The organism is Bacillus sp. AG4(2022), from assembly GCF_031844465.1.
Lineage (GTDB): Bacteria > Bacillota > Bacilli > Bacillales > Cytobacillaceae > Bacillus_AB > Bacillus_AB infantis.
Genome location: NZ_JAUZVH010000001.1, coordinates 623483 through 642464, shown reverse-complemented (window position 1 = coordinate 642464; position 18982 = coordinate 623483). Strand labels below are relative to the sequence as shown.

15 protein-coding genes are annotated in these 18982 nt (G+C 48.5%); 14 read left to right on the top strand and 1 reads right to left on the bottom strand.

The genetic code is table 11. The features are described from left to right. Positions 1–74: 74 nt before the first annotated feature. Positions 75–1787, bottom strand: a complete 1713-nt coding sequence (locus tag Q9R36_RS03150; RefSeq protein ID WP_311224532.1) for an Rqc2 family fibronectin-binding protein — start codon at positions 1785–1787, stop codon at positions 75–77. Positions 1788–2116: 329 nt separating this feature from the next. Here Q9R36_RS03150 and Q9R36_RS03145 point away from each other — a divergent pair, with 329 nt between their 5' ends. From Q9R36_RS03145 to rsgA, 14 genes are all read left to right on the top strand, one after another. Then, on the top strand, positions 2117–4795 hold the full coding sequence (locus Q9R36_RS03145; protein ID WP_009795974.1) for a calcium-translocating P-type ATPase, SERCA-type: 2679 nt from the start codon (positions 2117–2119) through the stop codon (positions 4793–4795). 204 nt (positions 4796–4999) lie between these two features. After that, on the top strand, positions 5000–5875 hold the full coding sequence (locus tag Q9R36_RS03140) for a YicC/YloC family endoribonuclease (protein ID WP_148950243.1): 876 nt from the start codon (positions 5000–5002) through the stop codon (positions 5873–5875). Between the two features lie 57 nt (positions 5876–5932). Further along, positions 5933–6196, top strand: a complete 264-nt coding sequence (gene remA, locus Q9R36_RS03135) for an extracellular matrix/biofilm regulator RemA (protein ID WP_009795972.1) — start codon at positions 5933–5935, stop codon at positions 6194–6196. A 10-nt stretch (positions 6197–6206) separates the two neighbouring features. Beyond that, entirely contained in the window at positions 6207–6821 is a 615-nt protein-coding gene (gene gmk, locus Q9R36_RS03130) for a guanylate kinase (protein ID WP_009795971.1), read from the top strand. A gap of 4 nt (positions 6822–6825) precedes the next feature. Next, on the top strand, positions 6826–7047 hold the full coding sequence (gene rpoZ, locus Q9R36_RS03125; protein WP_022543704.1) for a DNA-directed RNA polymerase subunit omega: 222 nt from the start codon (positions 6826–6828) through the stop codon (positions 7045–7047). Between the two features lie 752 nt (positions 7048–7799). Further along, on the top strand, positions 7800–9005 hold the full coding sequence (gene coaBC / locus Q9R36_RS03120; protein ID WP_009795968.1) for a bifunctional phosphopantothenoylcysteine decarboxylase/phosphopantothenate--cysteine ligase CoaBC: 1206 nt from the start codon (positions 7800–7802) through the stop codon (positions 9003–9005). Continuing rightward, entirely contained in the window at positions 9002–11410 is a 2409-nt protein-coding gene (priA, locus tag Q9R36_RS03115; RefSeq protein ID WP_009795967.1) for a primosomal protein N', read from the top strand. The genes coaBC and priA overlap by 4 nt, the downstream gene beginning before the upstream one ends. A 70-nt stretch (positions 11411–11480) precedes the next feature. Then, complete coding sequence (def, locus tag Q9R36_RS03110; RefSeq protein WP_035403535.1) at positions 11481–11966, top strand: peptide deformylase; 486 nt, start codon at positions 11481–11483, stop codon at positions 11964–11966. After that, the gene (gene fmt, locus Q9R36_RS03105; RefSeq protein ID WP_009795965.1) at positions 11963–12919 is read left to right on the top strand and encodes a methionyl-tRNA formyltransferase; all 957 of its coding nucleotides are present in this window, start codon (positions 11963–11965) and stop codon (positions 12917–12919) included. The genes def and fmt overlap by 4 nt, the downstream gene beginning before the upstream one ends. After that, positions 12909–14255, top strand: coding sequence for a 16S rRNA (cytosine(967)-C(5))-methyltransferase RsmB (gene rsmB, locus Q9R36_RS03100; RefSeq protein WP_101550637.1), 1347 nt, complete (start codon positions 12909–12911; stop codon positions 14253–14255). The genes fmt and rsmB overlap by 11 nt, the downstream gene beginning before the upstream one ends. Continuing rightward, positions 14255–15343, top strand: a complete 1089-nt coding sequence (rlmN, locus tag Q9R36_RS03095; RefSeq protein ID WP_009795963.1) for a dual-specificity RNA methyltransferase RlmN — start codon at positions 14255–14257, stop codon at positions 15341–15343. Before rsmB ends, rlmN begins: the two co-directional genes overlap by 1 nt. A 4-nt stretch (positions 15344–15347) precedes the next feature. Next, positions 15348–16109 carry a Stp1/IreP family PP2C-type Ser/Thr phosphatase gene (locus Q9R36_RS03090; RefSeq protein ID WP_101550633.1) on the top strand — a complete coding sequence of 254 codons (762 nt, stop codon included), beginning with the start codon at positions 15348–15350 and terminating at the stop codon, positions 16107–16109. Continuing rightward, the gene (gene pknB, locus Q9R36_RS03085; protein WP_101550631.1) at positions 16103–18079 is read left to right on the top strand and encodes a Stk1 family PASTA domain-containing Ser/Thr kinase; all 1977 of its coding nucleotides are present in this window, start codon (positions 16103–16105) and stop codon (positions 18077–18079) included. The genes Q9R36_RS03090 and pknB overlap by 7 nt, the downstream gene beginning before the upstream one ends. A 20-nt stretch (positions 18080–18099) precedes the next feature. Further along, positions 18100–18981 carry a ribosome small subunit-dependent GTPase A gene (rsgA, locus tag Q9R36_RS03080; protein ID WP_009795960.1) on the top strand — a complete coding sequence of 294 codons (882 nt, stop codon included), beginning with the start codon at positions 18100–18102 and terminating at the stop codon, positions 18979–18981. Position 18982: the final 1 nt, after the last annotated feature.

Sequence of the window (18982 nt, the reverse complement as noted above, 5' to 3'; positions counted from 1 at the left end):
TGAAGTACTTAAAGTAAGATTTCTTTTCTTGAAATAAAAAAGGAAGCAGAATCTGCGGACTCTGCTTCTTTTTTTTATTGTGATTTTTTTAGTGTCAAAACTGTTTCTTCGTCCGGCGTAACATAAACAGTCTGCTGATTGTCATAGATGACAAACCCAGGTTTTGCACCGCTTGGCTTTTTGACATGGCGCACCTGGGTATAGTCAACAGGCACCGAGCCGGAGCTGCGGGCCTTGCTGAAATAGGCAGCAAGCTTTGCGGCTTCAAGTATCGTTTCATCTGAAGGTGTTTTATCCCTGATGACGACATGAGAGCCGGGGATATCCTTTGTATGAAGCCAGATTTCATCTCTGGCAGCAAGCTTATTGGTCAGATAGTCATTTTGCTTGTTGTTCTTGCCGACATAAATTTCTGTACCGTCTGTTGCTGTATATCTGTCCAGGACTGGCTTCACATTGGCTGATTTTTTATTTTGCTTTTTCTGGCGGATGCGGATATAGCCGCCCTCTGCCAGCTCTTCTCTTATTTCCTCGATATCTTTAGTGGAAGCCGCTTCAACCTGCTGCAAAAGGGACTCAAAGTATGCGGCCTCTTCCTTTGCCTTATCGATCTGCTCTTTAACAATGCCGGCGGCTGTTTTAGCTTTCTGATATTTGGTGAAATATTTCTGCGCATTCTCTGAAGGAGTTTTTTGCGGATCGAGCGGGATGACCATCGTCGCGCCGTTTTCATCATAATAGTTGATGACCTCGATTTCCTTCATGCCTTTTTCAGCCATATACAGATTAGCCGTGAGCAGTTCGCCGGACAGCTGGTACTGATCGGCATTCCTGGCTTCCTCCAGCGTTTTTTCAAGCTTCTCGATCTTTTTCTCGTTTTTCTCTTTCTCATTGATAATAAAGCGCTCAAGGTCATTTCCCTGCTGCTTGACCCGGTCCCTTTCGGCCTTCCCGAAATAAAACCGGTCCAGCATCCCGCTTAAGGTTTCGAAAGTCCGGCTGCTGCCTCCTGTATGCTCAAGAGGGAACAGGTAAAAATTCTCCTTCTGTCCTGCCGTAATGGCTGGAGTATACTCATGATTTTTAACTGGTCCCAGCAAATCCAAAAATGCCTTGGGAATTGTATTGCGGTTGCTCATTCTTGCACGTTTGACAGCTTCTTTCGCGAAAAGAGGCGAAATGCCCGCAAATTGTTCCACAAGCTGCTTATCCATTTTCCCGGCATTAAAATCAAGCCTTCTAAGTATATCCTCTTCTTCAAGCCCCAGCGGGTTGATTTTATTCTGTTCCGGCGGGTTTACATATTCCTGGCCGGGCAGGATGGCCCTGTGGCTGTTCAGGGCATATGATACATGCTTGATGCTGTCAAGGATCATATTGCGGCCTTTATCTACAAGTACGATGTTGCTGTGGCGCCCCATGATTTCCACAATCAGCTGTTTGTATGAGATATCGCCAATCTCATTCCGCCCTTTAACATCAAGGATGAGAATCCTGTCCAGGCCAACCTGGCGGATATCTTCCAGTATGTAGCCTTCCAGATGCTTCCGGAGGAGCATGCAGAACATAGGGGGCTCACTTGGGTTTTCGTACGCCTCATGGGTCAGCTGCGCCCGCGCATAGCTTGGATGGGCGGAAAGCAGCAGCTTGTGGTTTTTTCCATTCGCCCTGATGACGAGTACAATTTCGTTTTTGAACGGCTGGTGGATTTTATTGATCCGCCCGCCCTGCAATGTATCTGAGAGCTCATGTGCCATGGCTCTTGTAAACAATCCATCAAATGACATAAGGAACATCCTTTTCTTTTGTCCGGCTGGGGATGATCCCAATCCGGGTGAGTATTTTCAGCGGCTGTTATATGCAGCGCTTTTTTGCTTCTAATATCTTATTTTAGCAAAAATCCTGCAGGATTGCTCATTCTTCCCCTGGCTTCTGGCATTTTTTTGGACAGGTCTGAATAAGATTTCTTAGAGCGGAGTGGGACAGCTTTGTGCCAGAATCTGCCGCAGGGCTGGAAGACGGGGGAATTCATTCAGATCGAGCAGGATTTCTGTCATGGCCTGCTTCAAGGTGGCAGGCTCCCATAGAATTTTAAAGGAGGAAGAGTGATGGCCGGATGAAGTTCCATGAGATGAATGAAAGAGAAGTGGAAGAAGCATTAAATACGGATTTTTCGGCTGGGCTGACCGATGATGATGTGAAAAAACGGAGGAACCAGCATGGCTTCAATGAACTTTCAGAAGGGGAAAAGCAGTCGGCACTGCTGCTGTTTTTCAGCCAGTTCAAAGATTTTATGGTGCTGGTCCTGCTTGCGGCCACTCTTGTTTCAGGGCTGTTGGGAGAATATATTGATGCGATTGCCATCATTGCGATTGTCATCATTAATGGTTTGTTAGGCTTTTTCCAGGAAAGGAAAGCAGAGAAATCGCTCTCTGCTCTAAAGGAATTGTCCGCTCCACAGGTACAGGTCCTCCGCAGCGGGAAGTGGGTCAGAGTTCCCTCCAAGGATGTAGTCCCAGGTGACCTGCTCAAGTTCTCGAGCGGAGACCGGATTGGTGCAGACATCAGGCTGATTGAATCCAAGAGCCTTGAAATTGAAGAGTCTGCTTTGACGGGTGAGTCGGTTCCTGTCCAAAAGACGACTGCATCTTTAAAAGCAGATAATCCGGGGCTTGGCGATATGGAGAATATGGCCTTTATGGGTACGATGATTACCAGGGGCAGCGGTGTTGGGGTCGTTGTCGCTACTGGCATGAAGACAGCTATGGGCCAGATAGCCGATCTGCTTCAGAATGCTGAAACGATGGAAACACCCCTTCAGCGCAGGCTTGAGCAGCTTGGTAAAATTCTGATTACGGCAGCTCTCCTTTTGACAGTACTGGTCGTCCTGGTCGGCGTCATCCAGGGCCACGAACTTTACACGATGTTCCTCGCAGGCGTTTCCCTTGCAGTAGCAGCCATTCCAGAAGGGCTGCCAGCCATTGTAACGGTTGCCTTATCGCTCGGCGTCCAGCGGATGATCAAGAAAAAGGCCATCGTCAGGAAGCTCCCGGCTGTAGAAACGCTTGGATGCGCTTCTGTCATTTGTTCTGACAAAACCGGAACGATGACACAGAACCAAATGACGGTCACCCATCTCTGGAGCGGAGGGAAACAGTGGACGGTGGACGGCATCGGCTACGAGCCTTCCGGAACCTTTTATAGTGATGATAAGCGGGTGGATGTTAAAGCCCAGAAGTCACTCCAGCAGATGCTGATGTTCGGGCTGCTTTGCAACCATGCAGAGCTTACAGAGAAAAAAGGGGAATACAGCATTGATGGAGATCCCACAGAAGGAGCTCTCCTGGTAGCGGCTATGAAGGCTGGCTACAGGAGGGAAAGCCTGATGGACCAGTACCAGGTCCTCAATGAGTTTCCTTTTGATTCGGCCAGGAAAATGATGAGCATCATTGTCAAAGACAGAAACGGCAGGCAGTTCATTGTTACAAAGGGTGCACCGGATGTTTTGGCGGGAATCAGCGATTCTATTCTTTGGAACGACAAGCGCCAGATGATGACGGGGGAAATGAAAAAAGAGGTCCAGGAAGCGATTGATGGACTTGCTTCCCAGGCGCTGCGGACCATTGCCATCGGCTTCAGGGAGCTCCCGGCAAACCAGGTGGTCCTTGATGAGAAAGAAGCAGAGAAAAACCTTACGCTGATCGGGCTCCAGGGCATGATAGATCCTCCCCGCCCTGAAGTACGGACAGCGGTGAAGGAGTGCAGGGAAGCAGGCATTAAAACCGTGATGATTACGGGAGACCATGTTATCACTGCCAAGGCGATTGCCAAACAGCTTGGCATCCTGACAGGCAGCAGCAAGGTGCTTGACGGGAAAGCGCTCTCCGAGATGTCCGTTGGCCAGCTGGAGGATGTGGTTGATGAGGTTTCCGTCTTTGCAAGGGTGTCACCGGAGCATAAGCTTAAAATTGTCAAAGCCCTGCAAAACAAAGGACATATAGTTGCAATGACAGGCGACGGGGTCAATGACGCGCCTGCCATCAAAGCTGCTGACATTGGAGTGGCTATGGGCATTACAGGAACAGATGTGGCGAAGGAAGCTTCCGCTCTTGTTCTTCTGGACGATAACTTCGCCACGATCAAGGCAGCGATCAAAGAAGGACGGAATATCTATGAAAATATCCGCAAGTTCATCAGATATCTCCTTGCCTCCAACGTGGGTGAAATTCTGGTGATGCTCTTTGCAATGCTCCTTGCATTGCCGCTGCCGCTGGTTCCTATCCAGATTCTCTGGGTCAATCTGGTTACAGACGGGCTCCCGGCAATGGCTCTCGGACTTGATCAGCCGGAGGATGACGTGATGAAAAGGAAGCCGCGGAGTCCGAAGGAAGGCGTTTTTGCAAGAGGGCTCGGCTGGAAGGTGGTTTCCCGGGGCTTTTTGATCGGAATTGTAACACTGGCAGCATTCATGCTTGCATACAAGAATAATCCGGATCAGCTGGGATATGCCCAGACAGTGGCATTTGCTACCCTTGTCCTTGCCCAGCTCATCCATGTGTTTGATTGCCGGAGCGAAAAGTCAGTTCTGGCCAGGAATCCGTTCGGCAATAAATATCTTGTATGGGCCGTGATTTCTTCGCTTCTGCTGATGATTATCGTCATATACTATCCGCCGCTGCAGCCAATCTTCCACACGATGGCTATACAGCCTGGAGACTGGATTATGATCACAGCACTTGCTTCCGTTCCAACTTTTTTGCTTGCCGGAACGTTTTTGTTAAGAAAAACAAAATAAATTATGGTATAATCCTAAAGGTAGTAGAGAAGCCTCTATTACCTTTTCTTTTGTCTTGAAACGCCGGCAAGCTTTGCTTGCTGCTCAGCATACATAAATCTTGAGCAAGATTTGAAAGCCTCATAGCAGCTCCAGCTTTTGGAGACAGGGAAGAAAGTTGCTGTCTGCCGGGAATGGCCCCGAAAAAAGAATGGATGTGATTTTGTGGTTTCAAGTATGACCGGCTACGGCCGGAGCAATAAAAGCACTGATGGCTTCTCGGTCAACATCGAACTGAAAACAGTGAACCACCGGTTTTCCGAGCACCAGCTCCGGATGCCAAGGCAGATGATCAGGCTTGAGGATAAAATAAAGAAGGTTCTGGCCTCCAGGATTAAGCGGGGCAGAGTCGAATTATTTGCCAGCATAGAAGGGGAAGGGGCCGTCAGCCGGAAAGTTAATGTTGACTGGGACCTCCTGGATGAATATTATCAATACATAATGCAAATCAAAGAAAGATATCATTTGAGCGATGGTCCGTCAATCACAGATCTGATCAGCCGCGAGGATATGCTCTCCATCCAGGAAGAGGATGCAGCGGATGGAGAGCTTGAAGCGATTGTCATTGAGGCGGTCGAGGAAGCTGCAGAGCGGCTGGTTTCCATGCGGAAAGCTGAAGGAGCAGAGCTGGAAAAAGATATCCGGGTCCAGCTGGATAAGCTGCAGGCCTGCCTTGCGCAGCTTAAGAACCTTGCCCCGCTGGTTATCAAGCAATATGGCGACCGTCTTGAAAAGAAGATGACAGAGTTCCTTGGCGAGCAGATTGACCAAAACCGCATCCTGGCCGAGGTGGCTGTGTTCTCTGATAAAGCCGATATAAATGAGGAAATAACGAGGCTTGACAGCCATATCGGCCAGTTTGAAAGCACCCTTCTGCTGGAAGAGCCTGTCGGCAGGAAGCTTGACTTCCTTCTCCAGGAAATGAACAGGGAAGCCAACACGATTGGATCTAAGGCTAATGATTCCTCGATTGCCAGGGAAGTGGTTGAGATGAAAAGCCTTCTGGAAAAGATGAAAGAGCAGGTCCAGAATATAGAATAAACGTTTAAAAGACTTCAATAACGGCCAAAATAAGTAACTGACGATTGGAGGACCACCATGCCGATTAAACTGATTAATATCGGGTTTGGCAATATCGTGTCAGCAAACCGGATTATTTCGATCGTAAGCCCTGAATCAGCACCGATCAAAAGGATTATCCAGGATGCCCGGGACCGGGGCTCTCTTATAGATGCGACATATGGCAGGCGGACAAGGGCTGTCATTGTGATGGACAGCGACCATGTTATTTTGTCTGCTGTCCAGCCGGAGACGGTCGCCCACCGATTAAATGACCGTGATGAAATTATTGATGAAGGGTAGGATCTAATAAATGCAGGAAAAGGGTTTACTAATCGTTCTTTCTGGTCCTTCAGGGGTAGGTAAAGGAACTGTACGAAAACAGATTTTTTCACAGCCGGATACTTCTTTTGAGTATTCGATTTCAATGACTACCAGGCTTCCGCGTGATGGCGAGGTTCATGGAGTCGATTACTTTTTTTCAAAAAGGGAAGAGTTTGAAGAGCTGATCAAACAGGAAAAGCTCCTTGAATATGCCGAATTCGTCGGCAACTATTATGGTACTCCTGTTGATTATGTAAGGGAGACACTGGATAAAGGAAGAGATGTATTCCTTGAGATCGAAGTCCAGGGCGCACGGCAGGTCCGTGAAAAATTCCCTGACGGCCTGTTCATTTTCCTTATGCCGCCAAGCCTTACAGAGCTGAAAAACCGGATAACGACAAGGGGAACTGAGACAGAGGATGTTATCAAGAATCGTCTGACTGCGGCCAAGGAAGAAATTGAAATGATGAATCTGTATGATTATGTTGTAGAGAATGACCAGGTGGAACTCGCAAGCGAAAGGATCAAATCCATTGTTGTGGCTGAACATTGCCGCAGGGAACGGGTCGAGCCGCGCTATAAAAAAATGCTGGAGGTTGAATGAACTTATGCTGTATCCTTCTATTGACTCTTTAATGACTAAAATTGACTCTAAATATTCCCTTGTATCTGTGGCGGCAAAACGTGCCCGCAAGCTTCAGATTGATGCGAAGCCTCAGCTGGACAAATATGTGTCACACAAAAATGTCGGCAAGGCGCTTGAAGAAATTCATGCCGACGAGCTTCACTACAGATTAGGAGAAGTTCCACAGGGTGAAGAGCTGGAATAAATGTTAAAATAACAACCTGGCATGCGGGGTTGTTATTTTTTTTGCTGCCCGGGGCATGCGGGACCCGGCGCTTGATGCTTGTCGGCTCTGAGCAAGCCGCTTCCGCATTTCGATTTGTCCAGCTCCAGGCGCTAGCCCCTCGAGTCATAAGCCACTTCAGGATTGAAGGCAAAGAACGCCTTCTATCCTGAAGCGTCTTATGCTTGTCGGGGCTGAACAAGCGCCTTCCGCATTTCGAATTGTCCAGCTCCAGCGGCTAGAGCCTCGAGTCATAAGCCACGGCAGAATTAAAGGCAAAGAACGCCTTTTATTCTGCCGCGTCTTATGCTGGGCCCACAGGATGTGGGTCATGCAGGCGTTGCCACAGGACGTGGCGTCTTTAGCCTGCGTTCCTAAATTCTGAGCAAGCCGCTTCCGCATTTCGATTTGTCCAGCTCCAGGCGCTAGCCCCTCGAGTCATAAGCCACTTCAGGATTGAAGGCAAAGAACGCCTTCTATCCTGAAGCGTCTTATGCTTGTCGGGGCTGAACAAGCGCCTTCCGCATTTCGATTTGTCCAGCTCCAGCGGCTAGAGCCTCGAGTCATAAGCCACGGCAGAATTAAAGGCAAAGAACGCCTTTTATTCTGCCGCGTCTTATGCTTGTCGGCTCTGAGCAAGCCGCTTCCGCATTTCGGTATAAAATAGATGAAATATATGTTCGTTTGGAGCATAATGGAGTTTAGAATATTGGGTTTGGATGGGGGTTCGGTTTATGCTGAATGGAAAAAGGATTCTCTTGTGTGTTACAGGCGGGATTGCTGTTTACAAGGCGGCAGCGCTGACCAGCAAGCTGACTCAGGCCGGCGCGGAGGTTAAGGTCATGATGAGTGAGTCTGCAGTGAAATTCGTGGCGCCGCTGACCTTTCAGGCACTTTCCCGCCATGACGTTTATATAGATACTTTTGATGAAAAAGACTCCAGGGTGATTGCCCATATCGATTTGGCTGATTGGGCCGACCTTATTCTGGTTGCACCGGCGACTGCCAATGTGATCGGCAAGCTGGCCAATGGGATTGCGGATAATATGATCACAACAACGCTCCTGGCTGCGACTGCGCCTGTTTGGATTGCTCCGGCAATGAATGTGCATATGTATGACCACCCGGCAGTACAGAAAAATATCAAACTGCTTTATGATTACGGCTGCAGATTCATTGAACCTGGTGAAGGCTACCTGGCTTGCGGGTATGTTGGGAAAGGCCGTCTCGAGGAGCCGGAAATGATCGTCAGCAATATAGAAGGATTTTTCAGGAACAGCGGAAGCCTTGCAGGCAAAAAAGTCGTGGTGACAGCAGGACCGACAAGGGAAAAAATTGATCCTGTACGCTATATCACCAACCATTCTTCAGGAAAGATGGGCTATGCCATTGCAGAAGAAGCCTTGAAGGCAGGTGCTCTGGTTACGCTGATTTCAGGTCCGTCTTCGCTGGCGAAGCCTGCCGGAGCAGCTGTTATTGATGTTGAAAGTGCCGAAGAGATGTATCAGGCTGTTGATGGTGTATTTGATGGAGCTGATATTGTCATTAAAACGGCGGCAGTTTCTGACTACCGCCCTAAAGTGGTGCACGAAAGCAAGGTGAAGAAGCAGGATGGGGACCAGGTTCTTGAGCTTGAGCGGACCAAGGACATCCTGCTGGATCTTGGCCGCAGAAAAAAACAGCAGATCCTCATTGGATTTGCTGCTGAGACGGATCATGTAGAAGAATATGCCAGAAAGAAACTGGCCAAAAAGAATGCTGATATGATCGTTGCCAATAATGTAAAATCTGAAGGCGCAGGGTTCGGCACAGATACGAATATTATCACCATATACAAAAGAGATGGCGGAGCAATAGCGCTGCCGCTTATGAGCAAGCATGAGGCTGCTGCCAGGATCCTGCAAGAAGCCTCAGCTCTGCTAAAGGATGATAACCGATGAATATTGCGAGTGTCATAGTCGATGTGCCGGCCAAACAGACTGACAGGGCCTTTGATTATAAGATCCCTGACAGCCTTATCGGGGCAATCAAGCCGGGTATGCGTGTCATAGTACCTTTTGGACCGAGAAAAATACAGGGATTCGTCATCGGCTTAAAGGACAGCTCTGATTTCGGCAAGCTGAAGGAACTCATTGAGCCGATGGACCTGACGCCTGTTCTGAACACGGAGCTTCTTTCTCTCGGCAATTGGCTGACCAGCCATACTCTCAGCTATAAAATATCCGCCTTCCAGGCGATGCTGCCTGCAGCGCTTAAGGCGAAATATACGAAAAAGATAAGGCCAGCCGGCGGCTTGGAGACAGCTTCTTTGCCGGAGGCTGTGCAGAGTGCTTTTGGAACCAGGGACGAGGTACTCTGGGAAGATGCTTCCAAAGCGGGGCTCCTGCCGCTTATGCAGAAAGAAGCGGATAAGGGGAACCTTGAGGTCATCTATGAAGTGAAGGAAAAGGTACGGAAGAAGAAGCTGAAGCATATTATCCCTGCTGCACCGGAAAAGCTGATCAGCTTCAAAGAGGATCTGCCAGTCCAGGCTTCCAGGCAGAAAGAGGTCATCGATTATTTTATTGTTAATAATGGACCTGTTGAATTGCGCGAGCTTCTCCCCGCCCTGGGTGTTTCCGCTTCCACCATCAAAGGGCTCGTTCAAAAGGGCATACTTGCTGAAAAAGAAATGGAAGTCTACCGGGATCCCTATGAAGACCGGAACTTTGAGGCAACATCTCCGCTTACACTGACCCCTGAGCAGGATGCGGCCATCAGGCCAATCCTTTCGTCCATTAATGAAACTGAGCACCATGTCTTCCTGCTGTACGGAGTCACTGGCAGCGGAAAAACCGAGGTTTACCTTCAATCCATTCAGCGCGTCCTTGAGCAGGGGCGGGAGGCGATTGTCCTTGTTCCCGAGATTTCCCTGACTCCGCAAATGGTGACCAGGTTTAAGGGCAGGTTCGGGAATCAGGTTGCCGTCCTCCACAGCGGGCTCTCTGCCGGCGAAAAATATGATGAGTGGAGAAAAATTCAGCGCAAGGAAGTGAAGGTTGTTGTCGGGGCAAGGTCTGCCGTTTTCGCCCCCTTCGAGAACCTTGGGATCATCATTATTGATGAAGAACATGAAAACAGCTATAAACAGGAAGAGAATCCCAGATATCATGCGAGGGATGCTGCGATTGAAAGGGCTCAGTACCACAGCTGCCCTGTTGTCCTCGGGAGTGCGACACCTTCCCTTGAGACCTTTGCAAGGGCCCAGAAGGGTGTCTATAAAAAGCTGGAGCTCACCAAAAGGATGAACAGCCAGCCTCTCCCAAAGGTGGAAATCGTGGACATGCGGGAAGAATTAAGGGAAGGGAACCGCTCCATGTTCTCCCGCCAGCTTCTTGAAAAATTAAAGGACAGGCTGGAGAAGAAAGAGCAGACGGTACTTTTCCTCAATAAAAGGGGACATTCCTCTTTTGTCATGTGCAGGGACTGCGGATATGTCGTCAATTGCCCTAATTGCGATATCTCGCTTACCTACCACCAATACAGCCAGCAGATGAAATGCCATTACTGCGGCCATGAAGATCATGTCCCCCCTGTATGTCCGGAATGCGGAAGCGAACATATCCGCTATTTCGGGACAGGCACGCAGAAAGTGGAAGAAGAGCTTGGAAAAATCCTGCCTGAAGCCAGGGTCGTCAGGATGGACGTTGATACAACGAGCCGAAAAGGCTCCCATGAAAGGCTGCTGAACGAATTCCAGGAGGGGCATGCTGATATCCTCCTTGGAACGCAGATGATAGCCAAGGGGCTTGACTTTCCGAATATTACACTTGTAGGTGTGCTTTCAGCGGATACAATGCTTCACCTCCCCGATTTCCGGGCGTCTGAAAAAACGTTCCAGCTTCTGACACAGGTGAGCGGAAGGGCTGGGCGTCATGAGCTGGAGGGAGAAGTGGTCATACAAACCTACACGCCTGAGCATTACAGCATCGAACTTGCCGGTGAGCAGGATTTCGAAAGCTTCTACCGGACAGAAATGATGGTGAGGAAGATGCATCAATATCCTCCCTTCTATTATATATCGCTCATCACTGTCAGCCATGAAGATTTAATGAAGGCTGTTTCGGTGACAGAAAAAATCACGCAGTTTGCTGCAGCAAGGCTGAGCCCGGAGGCTAACATCCTCGGCCCGGTGGCATCGCCGATTCCGCGGATCAATAATAGATATCGCTATCAATGTCTGATAAAATACAAACGGGAACCCGGATTGGAAAAAGTATTAAAATCGGTTCTCGACCATTATCAGCAGGAGATATCTGCAGGTTTGCAGATATCGGTTGATCTTAATCCCTATATTATGATGTAGACGGGGATTAATGGTTATGAGTTTCGGGGATTTTGTTGAAAATAGAGAAAAAGACATTGGAGGCAATGATTTGGCCGTTAGAAAAATAGTTACTTATCCAGCAGAGATACTTGAAGAGCCGTGCGAGACGGTTACTGAATTCGATAAGAAGCTTGTGAAGCTTTTGAATGATATGTATGATACGATGATAGAGTTTGACGGCGTAGGGCTTGCCGCCCCCCAGATCGGGATCAGGAAAAGAATCGCCGTCGTTGATATTGATGATGAAAACGGGACGATTGAGCTCATCAATCCGGAAATCATTGAAACAGGCGGGGAGCAGACAGGCCCTGAGGGATGTCTGAGCTTCCCCGGACTGTATGGAGAAGTGACAAGACCGTTCACTGTTAAAATAAAAGCCCAGGACAGAAAAGGAAAAAGCTTCACACTGGAGGCAGATGATTTTCTGGCAAGGGCGATTCAGCATGAAATCGATCATTTGGATGGTGTCCTGTTTACTTCAAAAGTGAACAGATACCTGGAAGAAGAAGAGTTGGAAGGGTTGGAAAGCGAATGACAAAAATCGTATTTATGGGAACACCGGATTTCTCGGTGCCTATCTTAAAGCAATTAATATCGGAAGGCTATAATGTGATTGCAGCGGTAACGCAGCCGGACAGGCCGGTCGGCAGGAAAAGAGTCCTGACGCCCCCTCCCGTCAAGGCGGAAGCTGTAAAGCAGGGAATCCCTGTCTACCAGCCCGAGAAAATCCGCGTAAAAGAGGAGCTGGAGAAGATCCTGGCCCTTGAGCCTGACCTGATCGTCACAGCTGCATTTGGCCAGATTTTGCCGAAGGAGCTGCTGGATTACCCTAAATACGGCTGCATCAATGTTCATGCTTCCCTGCTTCCTGAGCTGAGGGGCGGCGCACCGATCCATTATTCGATCATCCAGGGGAAAGAAAAGACAGGCATCACCATCATGTATATGGCTGAAAAGCTGGATGCAGGCGATATTCTGACACAGGCTGAGGTTAAAATCGATGAGCAGGATACAGCTGGATCTCTGTTCGATAAGCTGAGCGCTGCGGGAGCAGCACTTCTGTCAGAGACACTTCCCAAGCTGCTAAAGGGTGAACTCGAGCCAATTCCCCAGAATGATGAAGAGGCGACATTTGCTTATAATATAAAAAGAGAGCAGGAACAGGTAGATTGGACCAAGACTGGCGAAGAGATATACAACCATATCCGCGGCATGAATCCCTGGCCTGTTGCTTTTACCACTCTTGACGGGTCAGTAGTGAAACTGTGGAGCTCTGCAAAAGTCGGCTTGAAGGAAAAAGCCCTTCCCGGAACAGTTGTCGGGATTGAAAAAGATGGCTTTATCGCGGCAGCCGGGAATATGACCGGCATTAAGATTACCGAGCTGCAGCCGGCAGGAAAGAAAAAAATGTCCGGAGAACAATTTCTCCGCGGTGCAGGCTCTTCCCTGAGCATCGGCACTGTGCTGGGAGAACAGCATGGCGAATAAAAATGTGCGCGAGGCAGCGGTAGAGCTGCTGGAAGCGATCGAAAAAAACCAGTCATACAGCAATCTCCTCCTGAACAGCAGCATCAAGAAAAACGATATCAGCAGCAAAGATGTCGGGCTCCTTACTGAGCTTGTCTACGGAACCCTGCAAAGGAAAATGACCCTTGATTATCAAATGGAGCCATTCCTTAAGAATCCCAAGAAACTTGAAAGCTGGGTGAGGCAGCTGCTCAGGATCACTTTTTACCAGATGATCTATCTGGATAAAATCCCTGACCGTGCCGCTATCTATGAAGCGGTGGAAATAGCCAAGCGCAAAGGGCATAAAGGTATTTCCGGGATGGTGAATGGCGTGCTGAGAAGCCTCCAGAGGCAGGGTGCCCGCAGTCTCGACAGCATCAAAGACAGTGTGGAAAGGCTGGCAATGGAAACGAGCCATCCGCTCTGGCTTGTCAAAAGATGGGTCGACCAGCTCGGGTTTGAACGCGCAAAAGAAATGTGCGAGCTTAATCTGACAGCTCCCATGCAGACAGGAAGGGTCAACCTTATGAAAGTAAGCATGGATGAATGCATGGCGATGCTGGAAGAAGAAGGCTACCTAGTAGAAGCCAGCCCTGTCATACCCGAGGCAGTCAAAAGCAAAAAAGGGAATCTTGCTCATTCACGGGCATTCAAGGAAGGCTATCTGAGCATCCAGGATGAAAGTTCTATGCTTGCGGCATATGCCCTGGGAGCAGAAAAGGATAATCATGTTCTTGATGCCTGTGCCGCTCCGGGCGGGAAAACAACCCATATTGCCGAAAAGCTTGGAAATACAGGACAAGTCATCTCCCTTGACCTGCATGAACATAAGGTTAAGCTTATTGATGACAATGCCAGAAGACTGGGACTGTCAAATATCGAGACAAAGGCGATGGACAGCAGGACAGTACAGGAACACTTCAATGCGGGCTCTTTTGACCGCATCCTGCTTGACGCCCCATGTTCAGGCCTTGGTGTAATGAGGCGGAAGCCTGACATGAAATACACTAAAAAAGAAGAAGATATCATGCACCTGCAGAAGGTGCAGCTCAAACTGCTGGAAGCAGTCGCCCCTTTGCTGAAGGACGGGGGAACCCTTGTCTACAGCACATGTACAGTGGATCGGGAAGAAAACGAAAACGCCGTGAGGCAATTCCTTGATTCACATCCCGAATTCTCCGGCGACCATTCCTTAGCAGAGAGACTGCCTGATGCAGTGAAAGCATTGGCAAAAGATTTTGAACTACAAATATTGCCCCAGGACCTGGGGTCGGACGGCTTTTATATAGCCAGCCTGAGAAAGAAGGTGCAATAGTGGAAAACGTTAAAACAACAGAGAAGAAGCAGACAGCCGAGCAAAAACCATCCATCTATTCATTGCAGCTCGATGAGCTGAAGGATTGGCTCAAGGAAAATAACGAGAAGGCATTCCGTGCCGCCCAGATTTTCGAATGGCTTTACCAGAAACGGGTGGCATCATTCGAAGATATGACAAACCTCTCAAAAGCTTTGAGAGATAAACTGAATGAAACCTTTACCCTGACGACATTAAAAACACTTATCCAGCAGACCTCTTCGGATGGAACAATCAAGTTTCTGTTCGAGCTTCATGACGGCTATTCCATCGAAACCGTTTTGATGCGCCACGAATACGGAAATTCCGTCTGTGTGACAACCCAGGTGGGCTGCCGGATAGGCTGTACATTCTGCGCTTCCACACTCGGAGGATTAAAACGTAATTTAGAAGCAGGAGAAATCGTTGCCCAGGTCGTAAAAGTACAACAGGCACTTGATGAAACGGATGAAAGGGTCAGCTCTGTTGTCATCATGGGCATCGGCGAGCCATTTGACAATTATGATCATATGATGTCTTTCCTAAGAATCATCAACCATGATGACGGGCTCAATATCGGAGCGCGCCATATTACGGTTTCAACAAGCGGGATCATTCCGAAAATCTACAAATTTGCAGATGAAAACATGCAGATCAACTTCGCAGTTTCCCTGCATGCGCCAAACACGGAAATCCGCAGCAGGCTGATGCCGATCAACCGTGCATATAAACTGCCGGACCTGATGGAAGCCATCCGCTATTATGTCGATAAAACGGGCAGGCGGGTAAGCTTTGAATATGGCTTGTTCGGGAGTGTAAATGACCAGGTGGAGCATGCTGAGGAGCTGGCTTCTCTGATTAAAGGGCTGAAATGCCACGTGAACCTGATTCCCGTCAATTATGTGCCTGAAAGGGATTATGTAAGAACACCGAAGGATCAGATCTTTGCTTTTGAAAAAGCGCTGAAGAACAGAGGTGTGAACGTGACCATCCGCCGTGAGCAGGGCCATGATATTGATGCAGCATGCGGCCAGCTCCGTGCGAAGGAGCGCAAAGAAGAGACGAGGTGACAGAATGAAAGCTGTCTTTATGACGGACAGGGGAAAGATCCGTCAGCATAATGAAGATAACGGCGGAATTTTTGTCAACCGCAGCGGGCAGCGCCTTGCCATCGTAGCCGATGGCATGGGCGGCCACCGTGCGGGTGACGTTGCCAGTGAGATGACCCTCCTGAAGCTGAAGGAGCTCTGGGAAGGCAATGCAGGGATTGAGACACCTGAGCAGGCTGAAGAATGGCTGAGGACCAATATCGGGGAAGTGAATGCCCTGTTGTTCGAACATTCAAAGAATAACAGTGAATGCGAGGGCATGGGGACGACCATTGTTGCCGCCATTGCGACCGGCCTGTTTGCCACCATTGCCAATATTGGCGACAGCAGGGGTTACATATTGAATGAATCTGGGTTCAAGCAGCTGACAGAAGATCATTCCCTTGTGAATGAGCTCCTCCGGTCAGGCCAGATTACAAAAGAAGATGCAGAGCATCACCCCCGGAAGAATGTTTTGCTGAGAGCACTTGGAACAGAAGAAAAGGTACAGATGGACACCAGGACCATCGTATTTGAGGAAGAAGATCTGCTGCTTCTCAGTTCGGATGGATTGACAAATAAGGTTTCAGAGCAGGAGATGCATGAAATCCTTGCCGGGGAGAAAAAGCTCGATGATAAGGCAGCGGATCTGATCCGGCTTGCCAATGACAACGGCGGTGAGGACAATATCACCCTTGTGATTGTCGAGTTCATGGAAGCCGGCAGCTCTGGTGATACAGAATGCTGATTGGTAAAAGAATAAGCGGCCGCTATAAGATTTTGGATATGATCGGCGGCGGCGGGATGGCGAATGTTTATCTGGCGCATGACATGATCCTGGACCGCGATGTGGCCGTAAAGATCCTGCGCCTGGATTTTGCTGAAAATGATGAATTCATCAGGAGATTCCACCGTGAAGCGCAATCGGCTACAAGCCTCGCACATCCGAATATAGTGAGCATCTATGACGTCGGCGAAGAAGATTCAATCTATTATATTGTCATGGAATATGTGGAAGGGCAAACACTCAAACAGTATATACAGCAGCATTCCCCTGTACCCGTTGACACGGCACTGGATATTATGAAACAGCTTCTTTCCGCTATTTCCCACGCCCATCAGCATCATATTGTGCACAGGGACATCAAGCCGCATAATATCCTGGTTGACCGGCTCGGGAATGTGAAAATTACAGATTTCGGGATTGCCATGGCCCTGAGTTCAACAAGCATCACCCAGACCAACTCTGTGCTTGGCTCTGTCCATTATCTATCCCCTGAACAGGCAAGAGGGGGGATGGCCAATAAGAAATCGGATATATACTCCCTTGGAATTGTGATGTTTGAGCTTCTGACCGGCAGGCTGCCGTTTTCAGGAGAGTCGGCGGTTTCCATCGCGCTTAAGCATCTTCAGTCCGAAACCCCTTCATTAAGAAGGTGGAATCCGTCTATTCCCCAAAGCGTTGAGAATATCGTCCTGAAGGCAACTGCGAAGGACCCCTTCCACCGGTATGAAAATGTAGAGGATATGGAGGAAGATATCAGGACCGCCCTTGAACCGGACAGAATGAATGAGAAGAAATTTTCGGTGCCTGATGATGATGATGCCACCAAAGCGATTCCGGTGATCACAAGCGATCGCCCCTATCAGAATATGGACGAAACGCGCGTACATGAAAAAGATGATAAAGGCTCTTCAGCGGGTCCGGCTCCTGCTGCCAAAAAACAAAAGAAAGATAAGAAAAAGAAGAAGAAGTGGCCGATTGTCCTTGTTTCTCTTTTTCTCTTCTTTGTTGTAATGGGAGTACTGGCCCTGACAGTCCTTCCTGAGCTGTTTCTGCCAAAGGAAATCGAGGTTCCTGATGTGGCAGGGGAAACGATTGAGGATGCCACATCCATACTGACAAAAGCAGGTTTTGAGGTGGAAGATCCGGTCGAGATTAATGATGAAGAGGTAGAAGAGGGACTCGTTATCAAAACCGATCCGAAAGCCGGCAGGATGGCGAAGGAAGAATCCAGTATAACGATATATTTAAGTTCCGGGAAAGAGAAGTTTGAAATGTCGGACTATACCGGAAGATCCTTTGAAGAGGTCGAAAGCCTCCTCGAGAAAGAGGGCTTTACACAAATCACCCGGGAGGACGCCAATAATGAGGATGAGCCTGAAGGTACAATCCTTGAGCAGTCAATCGATGAAGGGGAAGAAGTAATCCCTGGCGAAACCGGGATCGAGTTCACCGTAAGCAGTGGACCCGCGCCCATTGTCCTGAAGGATCTTACTGGTCTGAATCTAAAGGGAGTTCAGGATTATGCCGAATCAACGGGACTGAAGATCGATACATCAAAAGAAGAGTACCATGATACAGTTGAAAAAGGCCTCGTCATCAGCCAGTCGCAGCCCGCAGGAACTGAGCTTGGCAAAGGTTCAGGCCTGTCAGTCACCTTCTCAAAAGGCAAGGAAGAGATTCCTCCAAAAACAGTGCCCATAGAAATCACGATACCATATGAGCCTGAGGAAGAAGGGGAGCCGCAGGAAATCCAGATCCTTGTGGAAGATATGAATAATAAGATGACAGCGCCTTTTGATACCTTCTACATTACGGAAGAACGTAAGTATAATATGGAACTATTGATACAGGAAGGCAGCAAAGCGTATTATAAAGTTCTGAGAAACAGCCAGCAGATTATTGATGAAGAAGTCGATTATCCCGGGAACTAAAAAGAATTAGGAGTGTTTGTATGCCTGAAGGCAAAATCATTAAGGCATTAAGCGGATTCTATTATGTGCTTAGCGGCGAAAGAACTGTGCAATGCAGGGGCAGGGGAGTGTTCAGGAAAAATAAGATCACACCCCTTGTCGGAGACAATGTCGTATATCAGGCAGATAACGACAGTGAAGGATACATCCTTGAAGTGAAAGAAAGAAAAAATGAACTGATCAGGCCTCCGATTGCCAATGTGGATCAGGCCATTCTTGTTTTTTCAGCTATTGAACCGGATTTCAGTACAGCTTTACTTGACCGTTTCCTTGTGCTGGTTGAATTTAACCATATCCAGCCGGTTATCTGCATCTCAAAAATGGATCTGGTAAATGAAGAAGAAAGAATGAAGATTGAGGACTACGCAGCTTCGTACAGGGACGCAGGCTATGATGTGCTGCTGACTTCTTCAGAAAATGGGATCGGGATTGATGAACTGCTTCCTTTCCTTGAAAGAGGAATTTCAGTTTTTGCAGGGCAGTCGGGAGTTGGAAAGTCTTCTCTCCTCAATGCCCTCAGGCCGGAGCTGGAACTCAAAACGGACATCATTTCCTCACATCTGGGAAGAGGGAAGCATACAACACGCCACGTGGAGCTGATTGAAATCGGCCAGGGATTTGTTGCTGATACGCCGGGATTCAGTTCCCTTGAATTCACCGATATTGAAGCAGAAGAACTGAATTTCTGCTTCCCTGATATCAGGGAAAAAAGCGAGGCTTGCAAATTCCGTGCCTGCCTGCATATTTCCGAGCCGAAATGTGCGGTCAAAGCAGCGGTTGACAACGGAGAGATCCCGCAATACAGGTATGAGCATTACAAAGATTTCCTCCAGGAAATAAAAGATAGAAAGCCGAGGTATTAAT

Coding starts and splice junctions, on each gene's coding strand:
- Q9R36_RS03150 (WP_311224532.1), bottom strand. CDS start 1,787: ATGTCATTTGATGGATTGTTTACAAGAGCCATGGCACATGAGCTCTCA.
- Q9R36_RS03145 (WP_009795974.1), top strand. CDS start 2,117: ATGAAGTTCCATGAGATGAATGAAAGAGAAGTGGAAGAAGCATTAAAT.
- remA (WP_009795972.1), top strand. CDS start 5,933: ATGCCGATTAAACTGATTAATATCGGGTTTGGCAATATCGTGTCAGCA.
- gmk (WP_009795971.1), top strand. CDS start 6,207: ATGCAGGAAAAGGGTTTACTAATCGTTCTTTCTGGTCCTTCAGGGGTA.
- rpoZ (WP_022543704.1), top strand. CDS start 6,826: ATGCTGTATCCTTCTATTGACTCTTTAATGACTAAAATTGACTCTAAA.
- coaBC (WP_009795968.1), top strand. CDS start 7,800: ATGCTGAATGGAAAAAGGATTCTCTTGTGTGTTACAGGCGGGATTGCT.
- priA (WP_009795967.1), top strand. CDS start 9,002: ATGAATATTGCGAGTGTCATAGTCGATGTGCCGGCCAAACAGACTGAC.
- fmt (WP_009795965.1), top strand. CDS start 11,963: ATGACAAAAATCGTATTTATGGGAACACCGGATTTCTCGGTGCCTATC.
- rsmB (WP_101550637.1), top strand. CDS start 12,909: ATGGCGAATAAAAATGTGCGCGAGGCAGCGGTAGAGCTGCTGGAAGCG.
- Q9R36_RS03090 (WP_101550633.1), top strand. CDS start 15,348: ATGAAAGCTGTCTTTATGACGGACAGGGGAAAGATCCGTCAGCATAAT.
- pknB (WP_101550631.1), top strand. CDS start 16,103: ATGCTGATTGGTAAAAGAATAAGCGGCCGCTATAAGATTTTGGATATG.
- rsgA (WP_009795960.1), top strand. CDS start 18,100: ATGCCTGAAGGCAAAATCATTAAGGCATTAAGCGGATTCTATTATGTG.